This window comes from Candidatus Cloacimonadota bacterium, assembly GCA_034661015.1.
Taxonomy (GTDB): Bacteria; Cloacimonadota; Cloacimonadia; order JGIOTU-2; family JGIOTU-2; genus JAYEKN01.
This window is the reverse complement of the sequence record JAYEKN010000062.1, coordinates 9,232-24,457: the sequence shown is the minus strand read 5'-3', so window position 1 is coordinate 24,457 and position 15,226 is coordinate 9,232. Positions and strand designations below refer to the sequence as shown.

Sequence of the window (15,226 nt, the reverse complement as noted above, 5' to 3'; positions counted from 1 at the left end):
TGGACACTAATTATACAAAAATCAAATTCATTTCTATTTATCTTTATATTAATGCTGGCGTTTTACCCATTTGAGCTTAGTGCACAAAAAATTCACAACGGCATGGATGTGTTTTCTGCCGAACAAGATAGCTTTAGTGTTCAAAGTTCGATTCAAAAATCCAACTCATTTTACGATTCTTTGCGATCAAATGCCTATAAATGGAAATGGACTAAGAAACTTTATGATATTACTTTTGATTCAACAAAAGTTAAGAAAAAATCTCCTGTTTTTTTTATGGAAAAATGGGAAAAACAATATCGTAAGTATGCTGGAAAAGTAATCCGAAGAATAAAAATAAGCGAGAAAAATGTTTTCGGAATTATTGGGAAAACTAAATCAAAAAGTTTAATTAATCTAAAAAAGCATCTCAACAAACATCATATAAACACAAAACGGGAAATTATTCGTAGAAATTTATTATTTAGAACTGGGGATCAATTTGACCCGTATGTATTTGCTGAAAATGAACGGTTATTTTTTGAACTTCCTTATATTCAAAATGTAACGTTCGACATCATTGATATTTGCACAGATTCTGTGGATGTGGAAGTAATCACTCAGGATGCATTTTCTCTCGGGGCTGCCGTATCTTTTCCTAATTATCATTCTGTTCAAAGCAGAATATATAATGAAAATATCCTCGGGCTTGGGCAAAACATTTCCGGGAGTTTACTTTTTGATACGGAAGCAGAAAATATTTGTGAGTTTGTGGGCGGACAATACGAGGTTTTTAATATTAAAGGTTCTTTTGCCACAGGAAAAATTTTGTATAGCAAAGATCAAAACACAGAACTGTATGATTTCTCTGTACAACGTAATTTTTTTTCAACAAGAATAAAGACAACTGAAGGTTTCGAGTTCGGAAGAATAGAACGATTTGCGGAAATTAGTGATTCTCTGACCATCACTCATCGCTCTGTGAATAATTTTATGACAATTGGTTTTGGAATTCCAAAATTATTAAATTCAGATAAGGATCGGAACAGCCATAAATACTTAAATTATATGGCAAGTCTCTCGAACAAGGATTTTTCAATTCGTCCTGATGTTTCGGCTGACTCAAATCGGTTTTATCACAATAGTACTATTGTTCTCTTTAGTTTGGGCATGTTCAAAAATGATTATTACAAAACTAGTCTGATCTACAATTTTGGTAGAGTAGAATATATACCTTATGGATATCTGATCGCGATTATGGCCGGTCCTGATTTCAACGAGTTTTGCAATAGAATATATGTAGGAACACGGTTTGCCGGGGGGAAATATATAAAAGATATTGGGTATTTTTTTAGTAAATTAGAAATGGGTAATTTTTTTCTTAGGCAAAATTTATTTGACGAAGGGATTATAAATTCAAAAAGTACATTTTTTTCCCCACTAATCAATTTAGGCAAATATAAGTTGCGTAATATGTTGGAGTTACAATACATTAAAGGAATTAACCGAGACAAAGTGGAATTTGTTGATATTAATGATGAAAATGGGATTCGCGGATTTGAGAACGATAATGTGAAAGGTGATCAGCGATTAGGCTTGGATATAGAGTCCATTTTATTTACTCCCCAACATTTTTATGGATTCCGATTTGCATTATTTGGATTTCTGGATATGGCACATATTTGCGATCAGGCAAGTAATATATTTTCCCAAAAATTATATTCAGGATTTGGGATTGGAGTAAGGGTAAGAAATGAGCAGCTGGTTCTAAAAACATTTCAAATTCGTTTGGGTTTCTATCCAAACTCGAACTCTTTTAAAATATCAATTTCCGGTGAGAGTGTGGTAAAATTTGAAAAATTACTCGTAAGTTATCCCCAAGTAATACCATTTCAATAATGTATTTTGCACCTTACGAATATTTTTTTCACTGGTTTATCCTCTTAAATCCGTACTTCTTTAGTGGTACGTTCCGATAGCCCTAATATAGATGTCGAAGAGAGATAAAATATAATTTCAGAAAAGCAAATTATTCGGTGGGAACTTCATTTAATAAAGCCCAGAAAGCACTAATGTCTTTTACCGCTTCCACAAAATTGTCAAAATCTACCGGTTTCACAACATAGGCGTTTACCCCGAGATTGTATGACTGTATCAAATCCGTTTCCATTCGGGAAGAAGTAAGAATCACGACCGGGATATTCTTCAATTTATCATCCTGTTTTATAGTTTTTAAAACTTCCATGCCATCGATTTTTGGCATTTTTAAATCAAGAAGAACGAGAATAGGGTTCTCTTCTTCACGATCTGCAAACTTGTTTCGCCTATAAAAATAATCAAGTGCCTCTTCACCATCTTTAGCAACGATTATTTTGTTGGCAAGCTTGTTTTCTGACAAAGCAGCTAAAGTCATCTCCACATCCAACGGATTATCCTCTACTAACAATATTTTTGGTAATTTTTGCATTTCATCCTCCGAAAGTATTTAAACTTGGTCTTTCAACATAATTATCCCATAGGGAAAAATTGATTTCCCATGGGAAAATTTCCTTTACTTTTATTCAAATTTTTCATCATTTTTTTCATTGAATCGAATTGCTTCAAAAGCCTGTTGACCTGTTGCAAGGTAGTTCCGCTCCCTGTTGCAATTCGTCGGCGTCTATTTCCGTTGATAATATTAGGATGTATTTTTTCATTTGGAGTCATCGAGAAAATAATGGCTTCCACGTGATCTAATTCATGTTCATCTACTTTGGTGTTTTTCAGAAGCTTTGAATTTGAACCGGGTAGCATTTTTAACAAATCTCCCATTGGTCCCATCTTTTTAATTTTTTGTAGTTGCACATGAAAATCTTCCAGAGTAAAAAGATTTTTTCGTAGTTTTGTTTGTAATTTTTTTGCCTCTTCCACATCATAAGCGGATTCGGCTTTTTCGATAAGTGATAGCATATCGCCCATACCGAGAATTCGGGAGGTAATTCTGTCTGCATGAAAGGTTTCCAAGTCATTCAGTTTCTCACCCACACCCACAAAGCGAATGGGCTTTTTTGTTATCGCTTTGATAGATAAGGCAGCTCCACCCCTTGCATCACCATCCAATTTTGTGAGAATAATGCCGGAAATATTTAGGCGGGAGTTGAATTCTCGGGCACTGTTCACCGCATCCTGACCTGTCATAGAATCTGCTACGAAAAAGATTTCGTGGGGTTTAATTATTTTTTCTACTTCCTCAAGTTCTTTCATCATCATATCATCAATATGAAGACGACCGGCTGTGTCAAAAATAATCAAATTGCAGTCATTCTTTTCGGCAAATTTTAGAGAATTTTTTGCAATTTTACTGAGTTTTTTGGACGGATCGCTGAAAACAGGCACATCAATAGATTTGCCCAATGTTTCCAACTGTTTTACAGCTGCCGGGCGATAAATATCTGCAGCAACGAGTAGGGGAGAGTATTTTTCTTTTTTATATTTCAAAGCAAGTTTGGCGCAAGTAGTTGTCTTTCCCGAACCTTGAAGCCCCACGATCATAATAACTGATAAACGGTTTTTTGGGAGTTCGTGGATAACCGAGTCTGATTTCATCAACGTAATTAATTCTTGATTGACGATTTTGATGATTTGTTGCCCGGGTGTAAGAGATTTTTGCACTTCTTTGCCCATTGCTTTGATCTGAACGTCTTTTGTGAATTGTTTTGCTACTTTATAATTGACATCTGCTTCCAATAAAGCAAGACGTATCTCTCGCATTCCTTTTTCAATTTCTTTTTCAGAAAGTTTACCGCGAGATTTTAGTTTTGAAAAAATTGTCCCTAATCTATCAGTTAATGATTCAAACATCTTTCAATCCTTTTATCACTTTTTTGTAGTTACTGTTTTCAAAAATAAAACTACCGGAAACGAGTATATTTGCTCCGGCATTTTTTGCAATTTTTGCAGTTGTGAAATTTATACCACCATCCACTTCAATTTCAACATTGTGGTTTTTATCGTATTGAAATAAGCGAGAAATTTTATTTGTGCATGAGGAAATATATTTTTGACCTCCGAAACCGGGAAATACAGTCATAATCAAAACAAAATCGAGAAGATCAAGATAATCAAATACTTTTTCGATATTTGTGTTGGGATTAAGTGCAAGTCCGGCTTTTACGCCTTTCTTCTTGATACTTGCAAGTAGTTTTCTGTGGTTTGTGTCAGTTTCAATATGAAAAGAAAGATAATCTGCACCAGCGGAAATAAAATTTTCAACATATTTTTCAGGATTGGAAATCATCAAATGAACATCCAAAGGAATGTTGGAAATAAATCGAAGTTTTTTGACAAATACAGGTCCAAAAGTAAGGTTAGGAACAAAATGCCCATCCATTATATCAACGTGGATTAAATCTGCTCCCCCGTTTTCAATTGATTTAATCTCTCGCTCAATTTTAAGAATATCCGCGGCTAAAATTGAGGGTGCAATTTGTATTGGATGTTTCATAAAAATAAAAAATTCATTTTGCGAGTTTTTGCTATAAATTTACCTGAAAAAGTATTATAACAATCCCAAGATTTTTTTATATTGTTTCATTTTTATCATTACATAAACAAAATTGATGAAACACATTTGTCTGCTTTATTTTTTTCGCTTTTTGTCTTTCCTTCGTGTTTTCGAGATTTATTGTGTTATTCAAAGAGGCTGATTTTTTTGGAGGAAAGGGAAAAAATTATCTCGGATATTTTTTCTTCCTTGGAAAGATTTTTGTTTATCTTTGCTTTAATTTCGCTTTTATTCAGAAGCAGTTCCTGCAACCACACGTTATTTTCAATTAGAACAAACAGCGTGTTATGTTCAAGTTTGACAATTCTGGATTTACGATTTAGAAGACTGCCGACAGCTCGATTCCAAAGGAGGGCAATTTTAATTTCGCGAGAGAATCCCTGCTTGGAAAAATTGTTTATTAACCCACTGAAGATACTGTTGACGCGGGTAAAACTTTTCATTTATTGAAGTTCTTTTGTGTATATCATGGATATGCCGAACCAAGAAAAGCAGGCAAGAGCAATTGTGAGATAATAGGTTGTGCCCAAAGCGTTATAACTCATGTCGTATGTGGACATCGCCAGAGCAGGCAGAAAAGCGAGAATGAAAAGAAGAATATAACCGAGTATTGCAGTAGATATGCTTTTATTGATTAATTTTACAGCTAGGATACCAAAAGCCACAAGCACAACATCGAAAGCGACAATCAATAATTTTGTGGATGTTGGAAAAGTGGAAAGTATCAATATCGGCAGGATTAATCCGAAAATGGTAAGCAGAGCTCCGATAATTTTTTTGAAAATTAAATGGGTATGAGTCGTACCTTTTTGCCTTTTGCCATATTTGGCAAGTAAAAATCCACCGACGAAAATAACAATTCCGATCAAAACCCAGATTATTGAAGACTTTACCGGTGTTTGAGTGGATAATCCGATTGCTGCAAAAGCCGATAGTATCACGAGCCACATTATAACTTCTTTGATTATTTTTAATATCGATTTCATGATTTACTCCAAGGTTGTTTTATTTTCATCCTGAGAGGTTTCTTGTATTTGGATGATTATATGTAATTGTCCTTCTACATTTTCTTTAAGTTTGATTGTTATGTCATGTTCTCCAATTTCTTTCAGGTGGTGTTCCATCCGTATGGATGATTTATCTACTTCAAGTCCTTTTTCTGCAAGACCGGCAACGATATCTTTTTCACTAACAGAACCAAACAAATGGCCATTTTCATCTGCGAGACGTGTGAATATGCAGGTTTCCTTAACGATTCTGGATAAAATCATTTCTGCTTCTTTTATTTCTTGTGCTAGTCTTATTTCTTCTTTATCTTTAATTGAATCAACCAGAGCGAGGTTTTTTCTTGTTGCTTTAATAGCAAAGCCATTGGGGATTAGGTAATTTCTGGCGAATCCACCGGAAACTTCTATAATGTCTCCGACTGCACCAAGATTTTCTGTTTGGGGATTAGTGGATTTTTTTATAATTATTTTCATTTTTTATCTCCTTTGATATGTGAAAATTTTCTTAGATGCACCCAACTGTCCAAAATTCCTGTGAATGCGAGTGCTATCAATAAATAGTAGTTTAATATTGGAATAATCAGTAATGTAATCCCAATAAATTTATTGTTTCGTAATGTTTGCTGAATATAGAAATATAAAACGGAATAGCCCTGAATTAGATAGAAAAATCCTGAAAAGATCAAAAGATTAATCCCAATAGTTCTGAACGAAAAAACAACCAAGAGAAGTGCAATTATTACGACAAATTGAAGTTGATCCGGGAACTTAACATGTTTAAAATCCCATTGAATACTTTCGGATTTTTTGGAAAATATTAGAGCACCGATAAAAACACCCAATAAAATACTGAATAACCAAATTGAGGGATTTCCCTTGATCATTAATTCTGAAAATGATTGCAGAGATATTTGCAGTTTCTCAAGCATCTCAGGTGAAAACGCATTTTGCATCTGCCCGAGAGCTATGGAGTTTGCTTCTGTAATAGCCTCTTTTATTTGCTCAAAGAAAAATAGATTTTTTAGAAAAATATAAATAAAAGCAGGTATAATTCCGGTTAAAATGGCAAGTTCGTAGCTTTTAAATCTTTGCAAAGAATAAGCAAAAATTGTAGCAGACAAACCAACACTAACAATAATTTCCAGGCATTGAATGGTGGTTGTAACATTAAGAATTAGCAAGAAGATTTGAAGAGCTGAAAAAATAATAAGGGGTTTAAATAGAGAAATGAGTGAAGAAGGATCATTATTAGTGCTGATAACCAAGGGGTTTTCAGCACTAATTTTCCCGAAAAAAGGTATTGCAATGAGCAAAGCTATTGTCGGTGAAATCAGAGAGACAATTGAAATAAGTATTAATTTGATTATCATTAATTAGTATCTATCCGTAAAGTAGGGATTCGACGCAGATGAATGTGATACACAACATCACGCTGAAAAAGCCGATTTTCGCAAGATAAGTATTTTTTGTAAAAAGTATAATATCAGCATTTATCTGCAGAATCAGTACTTGTCCTGCTTGCCCGATGAAATATTTTTTATTTCATCGGGGTGGAATGTTTTTGCACTTATATTCCACTTGGAGTTTTTTTGCGTCGAATCATCCACCAGCTGGTGGAGCCATTGCTCAAATAGTATTTTAAGGATGCACATTAATTATTCGATTTAGCCACAAAATCAGACCAAATTTTACAAAATTCTCTTTCAGCATTTTTCATCTAAACACATCAAGTCCTTTTATACATTTTTTATGTGATTTCGTGGCTTATGTTTTTTATCTGATCAGGAGCCAACTGTTGGTAAAAGAGCCATTTGTCTGGCTTTTTTTATTTCACGAGCTAATTGTCTTTGGTGTTTATTGCATATTCCGGTTATCTTACTCGGAACGATTTTCCCGGAACCAAGTGTGTATTGTTTTAGCAGAGCTGTGTCTTTATAATCAATAATCAGGTCATCCGCTTTACATAGTTTGCAAAATTGGGGAGCTCGTCTTTTTTTATATTTAGAACGGAATTTCATCGTCTGTATATTCCTCCCGATTTGTTGTGTTTTTTGATTGTTTTTGATTTTGGTTTTGGGAAGAGTCGTAGTCACTTTGCTGGGGATCATACTCTCGTTCCAGACGTTGGATTCGAGACGCAACAATTTTTATAGTGGTTCTTTTATTACCATCATTGTCTTGCCATTTGCTCCATTCCAATCTACCTTCAACGATAACGGGAGAACCTTTTTTTAGTTGCTCAGCAGCATATTCTGCAGTTTTCGTCCATGCAACAATTTGGAAAAAGTTTGTATCATTTTGCCAGTTTCCATCGGAATCTTTGTAAGAACGGTCATTTGCTATTCCGATATCGGCCACAGGAGTTCCTGAGGGTGTGTAACGTAAATCCACATCTCTCGTTAATCGGCCGGAGACCATAACATTATTAATTCGGGGTAAATTTAATTTTTTCATATATCCTCCTTAGATATATTTTTAGTTTAGGTTATTTTTTGCTTTTTCTTACAACAATGGAGCGAATTACATCTTCGTTGTGTTTATAGAAATTTTCGAGAGCGCTAATTTTATTTGCTTCGGCTTCAAAGTTTATGAGAGTATAGAATCCGATTTTCTGTTTTTCGATTTCGTAGCTGAGCCTTTTTTTGCCCCACTTGTCAACATTTTGAATTTCCCCACCGGCTGATGAGATAAATTCTTCTACATTTTTGATGATCTTTTCGATCTGTTCATCATCTCTGTCTCCAATGATGAACAATGTTTCATAGTTTCTTTTCATATGTTCCTTTCGGTTTATTTTCCTTGTTTTTTTGGAAATTAAATCCTCCCGATAAATCAGGAAGATAAGGTGTTTAATTTGCTAAAACTATCTACCATCTTTTTATAATTTTGATATAAAAAATGGGTAAGTAACTCAACTGATTGCTCAATAGGTTTTTCCAGAATTTTGGTGTCTTCTGCTGAAAATTCCGATAGAACATAATCCTCAAGATTTTCTGGAAACTGGGATTCATTATTAATTTCAGAATTGATTCCAATTCGTAATCTCTTAAAATCGTCTGAACCCAATTCTTTGATTATTGACTTGAGTCCGTTATGCCCACCGGCACTACCTTTTGAACGGATTCTAATTTTTCCGATTTCAAGATTTACATCATCCACTATTACCAATATGTTTTTCGTTTCGATGTTGTATTTGCGAACAATTTTGTGTAAAACCACACCGGAGAGGTTCATATAAGTAAGAGGGAACAGAAAAAGCCATTCCTTCTTTTTGGCAAGAGTTGAGTTTTTATTTGTATTTAAAGAACGTGTATGTAATTTCTTACATAATTTATCCAAAACGATGAAACCGATATTGTGACGTGTATTTTTGTATTCCGCACCGGGATTACCAAGCCCAACAACGATTTTGTGGAAGTTCGTTTTCACCATCAATGAATAGATAGGATAAATAAATTATTTTTTTTGTTCTGCTTCAGGTTTTTCTTCAGGTACTTCTGTTTTTTCTCCCTCTTTCTCTTCTTCCTCTTCTTCCTCTTCTTCTTCCTCAACAACATAAGGAGGTTGTATTGAAAGGATTGAAGTATCTGCCGGATGTAAAATTTCGATATTTGGATAATTTTCCAGAATATCACTTATGTGGACAGAATCATTTAAATTGAGATTGGAAATATCAATTTCAATGGATTCCGGTAAATCTTTTGGTAAACACTTAACATCTAATTCTCTAAGTAGAATTTCCATAATCCCACCTTCTTTCATACCAGGAGAATCTCCCACCGGTTTAATCGGAACTTCAATTTCGATTAGTTGACCGGAGAGGATTATTTGAAAATCAATGTGAGTAACTTTGCGAGAGACAGGTTCGATCTGCATCTCTTTAATCAATGTTCGCACCGCTTCTTTTTCACCTTCAATTTTCAGAAAAATGAAACTTTTTTTACCTTGTATTGCCATATATATTTTTCTGAATGTTTTATAATCAATGGATACTGATTTGGAATCAATACCTTTTCCATAAACAACTGCAGGTATTTGCTCCAACATCCGTAAATTTTTTGCTGTTTTTTTTCCAGCTTCTCTGATTTTTGCTTCTATTTCTATTTTCATAGATTATACCTCATTTCCTATATTAAATAAAACGCTTAAAGATTTTTCGTTATGGATTCTTATTATGGCATTAGACAAAAGTTGTCCGATGGATAGTTGCTTGATCTTTGTACTTTTTATAGCATCATTACTCAAGGGTATTGAGTCAGTTACAACGCATTCGGATATTGCTGAATTTTCAATTCTTTGCACCGCAGACCCGCTAAGCACCGGATGAGTGCAGGCACAAAAAATTTTTCTCGCACCATTTTTGGAAAGGGCATTTGCCATATTAACAATTGAGCCCGCAGAATCTACAATATCATCCACAATAATTGCCGTCTTTCCTTTAACTTCTCCGATAATGTTTAATAATTCTGTTTTGCCATCGTTACCGCTTCTGCGTTTATCTCCAATGGCAATATTTGTTTTTAACGATTTTGCAAACCATCTCGCACGCTGAGTTCCACCTGTATCAGTGGCTACAACTACAACATTTTCAAGTTGCATAAGTTTGAAATAATTTAAAAAAATTGGTAGCATTGATAAGTGATCAACCGGAATATCGAAAAATCCCTGTATTTGCTGAGCATGCAGATCAAAAGTAATTACTCGATCAGCACCGGCAGTAGTGAGCAAATTGGCTACTAATTTTGCCGTAATCGCTATTCTGGGTTGATCCTTTTTATCGGAACGAGCATAAGCAAAATACGGCATTACCGCAGTTATTCTTCTTGCCGAAGCACGTTTTAAAGCGTCTATCATGATAAGAAGCTCCATCAGATTGTCATTCACCGGCACACAAGTAGGTTGAATTACAAAGACATCAGCACCGCGCACATTATCAATAATTCTAACAAAGGAATTGTCATTAGAGAATTTGAAAACATCAGCACACCCGAGAGGGATACTGGCATATTTAGCAACTTTTTTTGCCAGTTCTCTGTTTGCGTTACCTGTAAAAATGTGTAATTTCGAATCCATTGAATTCCTTATTGTAATTCACTAAGTTTGCAAACTGCTTATTTTTGTCCAATATTTCAAATTATTAAAATAACTTTTAGCCATATTTATTTTTGGGATAGAATCAAAAATCCCGAAAACAGTTGATCCGCTTCCGGACATCAAACTTCCTGTAGCTCCGAATTTTATCAATTTATTTTTTATCTTTTCTATCACGGGGTAATGAGCAAAAACACCCGGTTCCAGACTGTTGAACAGATTTTCGCTTAGCATGTTAAAATCTTTGTCTAGAAAAGCCTGTGTAATTTTTTTGAATTTATCCGTCTTTTCTTTTTTTATATCCATCCATGAATATGCGTCTCGGCTTGAAATATGTATGTTGGGATTAACAAGGAGGATGTTTTTTATTTCAAAACGATTTGAGATAGGTTTTACTATTTCACCACGTCCGAAAACACATGAAGTGCCACCTTGCAAGAAATAACTTATATCACTACCGAATTTTAGGGCGATTTTGTTCATTTTCTCGTAAGAAAAATCTAACTTCCACAATTCATTGCAAGCCAAAATTGTTTGGGCTGCATCGGAACTACCACCGCCGAGACCTGCAGAAATAGGGATATTTTTTTTGAGAATTATTTCTAATCCCTTTTCAATACGATATGTTTTTTTCAAATAGCGAACGATTTTTAATACTAAGTTTTCACCGTTCGGAATGTGATTTGAAGTGCAAGAAATTTTAACTTGCGGATTTTCTGTCAATTTAAACAGAATATCATCTGCGAGAGATAGTTCTCCAAAAAGGGAGCGTAATTCATGAAAACCATCCGTGCGTTTTGCGATTACTTCAAGAAAAAGATTAATTTTTGCTGAGCATTTTTTTGAATAATTGTCTTTTATTATGGTGCCTTTTCTTTTTCGTTTTTCCATCATCAGAATAATAATAGTAATAATAGTAATAATAGTAATATTTATAACCGCTATAATAACTTTTTACCTGAATTCCATTAACGAGGACTCCGGCGGCTTTTACCCCGACATTATCCAAAAGTTTTTTTGATTGCTCGATTATGTCTTTATCCGTAATATCCACTCTGAGCACGAGAACCAGAGCATCAACTTTTTTTGCTAAGATCAATGCGTCTGTAACAGCGATAATAGGGGGGCTGTCGAGTAAAACATAATCGTATTCTTTTTTTAATTCATCCAGCAATTCATCCATGCGGGGAGAGGCGAGCAATTCGGATGGATTTGTAGGAACATGACCGGAAGTAATAATGTCGAGATTTTCGGCATCTGTATGTTTGATGATTTCCGATAGTTGGCAAGTTTCTGATTGAAGATATTTGGAGAGGCCATTTTCCTTTTCTAAAAAATGGAGATTATGTTGCATAGGACGTCGCATATCGCAGTCCACAATAACAGTCTTGGAATTCATTTGGGCAAGAGTGATTGCCAGATTGCTGGAAGAGGTGGATTTTCCTTCTTTAGGACCGGAACTGGTTATCAGGAAGGTTTTTGCACTTTCAAAACCTGGTCTGGAAACCAGATTTGTTCTAAAAGTTCTGTAGGATTCTGCAATTGGGGATTTCGGATTTGTGTGGGTAATGAGGCGAGCAGCGATCTCGCTTTCTTTTTTGGTTAATCTTTTCCTTTCATCTTCGTCATCTGTGATTTTAGCAATTCGTTCTTTGAGACTTACCACCTGCTCATCATCTACAGGAATATTCGGGATAGTTCCAAGCACAGAGAGCTTTACAAATCTTTCCACATCGGATAGGGTGGATATTTTTGTGTTCAGGTTTTCAAGCAGAAATGCCAAGCCAGCTCCGAGTCCAAGCCCAAGGATGATTCCGATGAGGATATTCATTTTCACTTTTGGAGATACCGGGTTTTTAGGTAAAAGGGCACTTTGAATAATTCTGATATTGCTTAATTTTCCCTCTTCGGCAATTTTGGCTTCCTCATATTTCGAAATGAGCATACTATAAATTGTTTCATTGATTGTTTTGGATCGTTCCAGTCTGGCAAGTTCGATTTCTGCGTCAGGTAAGGCGGACATTCGGGTCTGGTATTCTTCCACAGTTGATTGCAAAGCTTTCACTTTTGCCATTGTGCTTTCGTAAGTTACCTTGTCAAGCACGATGCTTGTTAATAATTGTTCCCGTCTTTCCAGAGGATTGTATGTTTCCTTATCTAATTTAAGGATTTGATCCATTTCAAACTTCATCTTATTTCTAATATTATTATTCTCTGTTTTGAGCAATTTTAGCTTAGGATGGGATGAAGTATAGCCTTCTTTGGTCAGAAATACAGAAAGTTTGCTTTCGTTTTCGATCAATTTGGTTCTGAGCTGCTCAAGTAACGGGGAGGAGATGGAAAGAAGTTCTCCACCTAAGGTTGAATCTATTTTGGCGAGATTTGATTTTTGAAAGTCTAATCTATTTTTTGCAACTTGAAACTCGGTTTTTGCAGCTTGTAACTGTCCCTCAAATTCTCCCATATTTGTAATCATTTCCTTAGTTTCTTCGGAAAGTGCAAAAGTTTTATGCAGAATTTTATAATTCCGCAAGTCTTCCTCTGAAACAGAAAGTCTCTTTGAGGTTTTGTCGAGTTGCTTTTCCAGAAATTCTCTAACGCTTGTAAGTTCAGCGCGGGAATAAGTCAGGTTTTCTTCCTGATAACTGCCAATGATCGCATTAACTGCAGCCTGAGTTTCCAAGGGATTTGTAGATTTATAAGTAATTTTGAAAATATCAACTTCACGTTCAGCAGAAACGTCAATAGCTTCTGTTAAGGCATCTACGGGATTTTCTGCAGTCAGAATCGGAAAATTGGCTGCTTGCGGGTTTCTCTTAAGTTTTTCTATGGCAGAGCTAATAATCGGTCTGCTCTGAATTACCTGCATCTGATTGTTCAATTCATTTCTGCCACCAAAAGATGACATTGACATGAAAAGGTCAGCCCCTTGTTTGTTCATTTCTAATAAAACTTTTCCGGTACTTTCATAGATTCTGTCGGCTTTAATTGTATAAAAAATAGTAGCAGCAAGCACAACTATGAACATGAGAAAAATTAATTTGAAATGTCGCTTTATTATTCGATAATAATCTTTGAGATTTACTTCTTGTTCTTGCTGGTCAAGATAGGAATTTTGTTCCATTAGTTACTCACTTTCAAAAAATTAGTTATTGGCAATGCTCAAATAAATGCTATACATACTTAGAACGGTTGCAAATTTTGAGATAAAAGTTGCTACTCGTTCCATTCCATAAAAAACAGTGGCGGGTACGATTACTGTATCTCCTTCCATTAAAATAGGAATCAGTTCGCGATTGCCGGTTTCGAGAAATTTTTCCAAATTCACTTCAATAATTTCGTTTTTTTGTGTTCCAAATCCACTTCGTACAATTCGTATTTTCGAGATTTTAGCATCCTCGGTGGGACCTTTAGCAAAAGAAATTAAAGCGATTAGGTCGGTATCATCAGGAACAATGTATAATCCGGGTTTATTGATCTGCCCCCAAATATAAGTTTGCATACGTAATTGATTTTCATCGCCCATTGTACCGGAGAAACTAAAAGCAGATGAACTCGATATACTTGAGGCACCGGATGATTCTTGTGCCCAGCAAGTTGTCGATATTAAAAAAGCAATGATTATTAAAATATGGATTTTTTTCATGATTTACTCCCTAATTTGTTGTTGCAAAAATGCAAAAAAACGAATATGGTTTTTTTTAGTCAATTTCCCTAAAAAATATTTATGATTCTTTCTTCTGATTTAGATCCGTTTGTTCCATCAGGAGAATGGATTGCATCAATTCTCCAGAAATATTTGTATCCCGGGAAAAAGCTCATACCGATCTCTGTGGAAGTGCAAGTTGTTTCACCTGGAATCAGATCATCAGCAAAAATAACGTCATGTCCTTCATCAAAAAATAGAATTCGGAATGTATAATCCGGTGTGTTTATTTCCCACGAAAAAGAAATTTCTTCGGAAGAGGAAAAATTTGCTTCTGTCTGAGGAGAAGAAAGAGCTGGCTTTTCAATAAGCGAATATGAAACCGTGTCTGATCTGGTAAAATTTCCGGATTCATCATAAGGAATGATGAAGTAGTGCCAATTTTTTCCGATTTTAGGATCGTTGTAATTTGTAAATTTATCAATAAACAATGTCGAATCGCGATCGTATTGAATTTGAGCAACAAAAAGTTTTGTAGTATCGTTTAAATAATATCGAAAAATATCAATATGATGAATATCACCGTCAAATTGTAATGGCTCTCCGTCCCATTTGATCTTCATCCAATTATAGGTAAGATGGTTTGGGGTAGAAACAGCAGCCATTCCATTATCACCAACATAAAAGGTGCCGGTATTTGGGTTGATATCTCCTACATCCCAGAGGTGAGGAGTCATAATAATTTTTGAGGGTGGAGTTGAGTCATTGTCTTCGGGATCGTCCTCTGCACAACCCCAGCAAAAAGCAATTGCCACTAAAATAATTAGTATTCTTACTATAAGTTTGTCTATTTTCATAGGAATCTTTTTCGATAAACGTTAATTTTGTGTCAAACTTTCCATTTATTTGTAATACTGTTTTAAACAACGTGCCAAGAGAAAAGTATTACGCTTTTCCAAA

The 15,226-nt window shown here is 35.0% G+C and carries 18 protein-coding genes; 1 reads left to right on the top strand and 17 read right to left on the bottom strand.

Annotated features, from left to right (window positions below; genetic code table 11):
* The coding region (locus U9P79_01980; GenBank protein MEA2103398.1) for a hypothetical protein at positions 1 to 1,878 on the top strand (1,878 nt) is incomplete at its 5' end.
* Between the two features lie 130 nt (positions 1,879 to 2,008).
* Here U9P79_01980 and U9P79_01975 read toward each other — a convergent pair.
* The 17 genes from U9P79_01975 to U9P79_01895 all read right to left on the bottom strand — a co-directional run bounded on the left by U9P79_01975 (position 2,009) and on the right by U9P79_01895 (position 15,123).
* Complete coding sequence (locus U9P79_01975; GenBank protein MEA2103397.1) at positions 2,009 to 2,446, bottom strand: response regulator; 438 nt, start codon at positions 2,444 to 2,446, stop codon at positions 2,009 to 2,011.
* A gap of 41 nt (positions 2,447 to 2,487) precedes the next feature.
* Positions 2,488 to 3,819, bottom strand: coding sequence for a signal recognition particle protein (gene ffh, locus U9P79_01970; protein ID MEA2103396.1), 1,332 nt, complete (start codon positions 3,817 to 3,819; stop codon positions 2,488 to 2,490).
* Positions 3,812 to 4,462 (bottom strand): ribulose-phosphate 3-epimerase, encoded by a 651-nt coding sequence (gene rpe / locus U9P79_01965; protein MEA2103395.1) that lies wholly within the window; start codon positions 4,460 to 4,462, stop codon positions 3,812 to 3,814. Before rpe ends, ffh begins: the two co-directional genes overlap by 8 nt.
* A gap of 185 nt (positions 4,463 to 4,647) precedes the next feature.
* Positions 4,648 to 4,965, bottom strand: coding sequence for a DUF721 domain-containing protein (locus tag U9P79_01960; protein ID MEA2103394.1), 318 nt, complete (start codon positions 4,963 to 4,965; stop codon positions 4,648 to 4,650).
* Positions 4,966 to 5,508, bottom strand: a complete 543-nt coding sequence (locus U9P79_01955; protein ID MEA2103393.1) for a hypothetical protein — start codon at positions 5,506 to 5,508, stop codon at positions 4,966 to 4,968.
* Between the two features lie 3 nt (positions 5,509 to 5,511).
* Entirely contained in the window at positions 5,512 to 6,003 is a 492-nt protein-coding gene (gene rplI / locus U9P79_01950) for a 50S ribosomal protein L9 (GenBank protein MEA2103392.1), read from the bottom strand.
* Complete coding sequence (locus U9P79_01945) at positions 6,000 to 6,899, bottom strand: DUF2232 domain-containing protein (protein ID MEA2103391.1); 900 nt, start codon at positions 6,897 to 6,899, stop codon at positions 6,000 to 6,002. Before U9P79_01945 ends, rplI begins: the two co-directional genes overlap by 4 nt.
* Before the next feature lie 411 nt (positions 6,900 to 7,310).
* On the bottom strand, positions 7,311 to 7,547 hold the full coding sequence (gene rpsR, locus U9P79_01940) for a 30S ribosomal protein S18 (protein ID MEA2103390.1): 237 nt from the start codon (positions 7,545 to 7,547) through the stop codon (positions 7,311 to 7,313).
* Positions 7,531 to 7,983 carry a single-stranded DNA-binding protein gene (ssb, locus tag U9P79_01935; protein ID MEA2103389.1) on the bottom strand — a complete coding sequence of 151 codons (453 nt, stop codon included), beginning with the start codon at positions 7,981 to 7,983 and terminating at the stop codon, positions 7,531 to 7,533. Before ssb ends, rpsR begins: the two co-directional genes overlap by 17 nt.
* 31 nt (positions 7,984 to 8,014) lie before the next feature.
* Positions 8,015 to 8,305 (bottom strand): 30S ribosomal protein S6, encoded by a 291-nt coding sequence (gene rpsF / locus U9P79_01930; protein MEA2103388.1) that lies wholly within the window; start codon positions 8,303 to 8,305, stop codon positions 8,015 to 8,017.
* A gap of 56 nt (positions 8,306 to 8,361) precedes the next feature.
* The gene (pth, locus tag U9P79_01925; GenBank protein ID MEA2103387.1) at positions 8,362 to 8,961 is read right to left on the bottom strand and encodes an aminoacyl-tRNA hydrolase; all 600 of its coding nucleotides are present in this window, start codon (positions 8,959 to 8,961) and stop codon (positions 8,362 to 8,364) included.
* A 24-nt stretch (positions 8,962 to 8,985) separates the two neighbouring features.
* The gene (locus U9P79_01920; GenBank protein MEA2103386.1) at positions 8,986 to 9,639 is read right to left on the bottom strand and encodes a 50S ribosomal protein L25; all 654 of its coding nucleotides are present in this window, start codon (positions 9,637 to 9,639) and stop codon (positions 8,986 to 8,988) included.
* Positions 9,640 to 9,642: 3 nt separating this feature from the next.
* Complete coding sequence (locus U9P79_01915; GenBank protein MEA2103385.1) at positions 9,643 to 10,602, bottom strand: ribose-phosphate pyrophosphokinase; 960 nt, start codon at positions 10,600 to 10,602, stop codon at positions 9,643 to 9,645.
* Positions 10,603 to 10,623: 21 nt separating this feature from the next.
* The gene (gene ispE / locus U9P79_01910; protein ID MEA2103384.1) at positions 10,624 to 11,511 is read right to left on the bottom strand and encodes a 4-(cytidine 5'-diphospho)-2-C-methyl-D-erythritol kinase; all 888 of its coding nucleotides are present in this window, start codon (positions 11,509 to 11,511) and stop codon (positions 10,624 to 10,626) included.
* Positions 11,441 to 13,744, bottom strand: a complete 2,304-nt coding sequence (locus U9P79_01905; protein MEA2103383.1) for a polysaccharide biosynthesis tyrosine autokinase — start codon at positions 13,742 to 13,744, stop codon at positions 11,441 to 11,443. Before U9P79_01905 ends, ispE begins: the two co-directional genes overlap by 71 nt.
* A 21-nt stretch (positions 13,745 to 13,765) precedes the next feature.
* Complete coding sequence (locus U9P79_01900) at positions 13,766 to 14,266, bottom strand: hypothetical protein (GenBank protein ID MEA2103382.1); 501 nt, start codon at positions 14,264 to 14,266, stop codon at positions 13,766 to 13,768.
* Between the two features lie 68 nt (positions 14,267 to 14,334).
* Positions 14,335 to 15,123, bottom strand: a complete 789-nt coding sequence (locus U9P79_01895; GenBank protein ID MEA2103381.1) for a hypothetical protein — start codon at positions 15,121 to 15,123, stop codon at positions 14,335 to 14,337.
* Positions 15,124 to 15,226 lie beyond the last annotated feature (103 nt).

Bases quoted from the DNA above. Each gene is read 5' to 3' on its own strand.
- U9P79_01920 (MEA2103386.1), bottom strand. From the start codon at position 9,639: ATGAAAATAGAAATAGAAGCAAAAATCAGAGAAGCTGGAAAAAAAACA.
- pth (MEA2103387.1), bottom strand. From the start codon at position 8,961: ATGGTGAAAACGAACTTCCACAAAATCGTTGTTGGGCTTGGTAATCCC.
- ssb (MEA2103389.1), bottom strand. From the start codon at position 7,983: ATGAAAAAATTAAATTTACCCCGAATTAATAATGTTATGGTCTCCGGC.
- rpsR (MEA2103390.1), bottom strand. From the start codon at position 7,547: ATGAAATTCCGTTCTAAATATAAAAAAAGACGAGCTCCCCAATTTTGC.
- rplI (MEA2103392.1), bottom strand. From the start codon at position 6,003: ATGAAAATAATTATAAAAAAATCCACTAATCCCCAAACAGAAAATCTT.
- ffh (MEA2103396.1), bottom strand. From the start codon at position 3,819: ATGTTTGAATCATTAACTGATAGATTAGGGACAATTTTTTCAAAACTA.
- U9P79_01900 (MEA2103382.1), bottom strand. From the start codon at position 14,266: ATGAAAAAAATCCATATTTTAATAATCATTGCTTTTTTAATATCGACA.
- U9P79_01895 (MEA2103381.1), bottom strand. From the start codon at position 15,123: ATGAAAATAGACAAACTTATAGTAAGAATACTAATTATTTTAGTGGCA.
- U9P79_01905 (MEA2103383.1), bottom strand. From the start codon at position 13,744: ATGGAACAAAATTCCTATCTTGACCAGCAAGAACAAGAAGTAAATCTC.
- U9P79_01975 (MEA2103397.1), bottom strand. From the start codon at position 2,446: ATGCAAAAATTACCAAAAATATTGTTAGTAGAGGATAATCCGTTGGAT.
- U9P79_01915 (MEA2103385.1), bottom strand. From the start codon at position 10,602: ATGGATTCGAAATTACACATTTTTACAGGTAACGCAAACAGAGAACTG.
- U9P79_01955 (MEA2103393.1), bottom strand. From the start codon at position 5,508: ATGAAATCGATATTAAAAATAATCAAAGAAGTTATAATGTGGCTCGTG.
- ispE (MEA2103384.1), bottom strand. From the start codon at position 11,511: ATGGAAAAACGAAAAAGAAAAGGCACCATAATAAAAGACAATTATTCA.
- rpe (MEA2103395.1), bottom strand. From the start codon at position 4,462: ATGAAACATCCAATACAAATTGCACCCTCAATTTTAGCCGCGGATATT.
- rpsF (MEA2103388.1), bottom strand. From the start codon at position 8,305: ATGAAAAGAAACTATGAAACATTGTTCATCATTGGAGACAGAGATGAT.
- U9P79_01945 (MEA2103391.1), bottom strand. From the start codon at position 6,899: ATGATAATCAAATTAATACTTATTTCAATTGTCTCTCTGATTTCACCG.
- U9P79_01960 (MEA2103394.1), bottom strand. From the start codon at position 4,965: ATGAAAAGTTTTACCCGCGTCAACAGTATCTTCAGTGGGTTAATAAAC.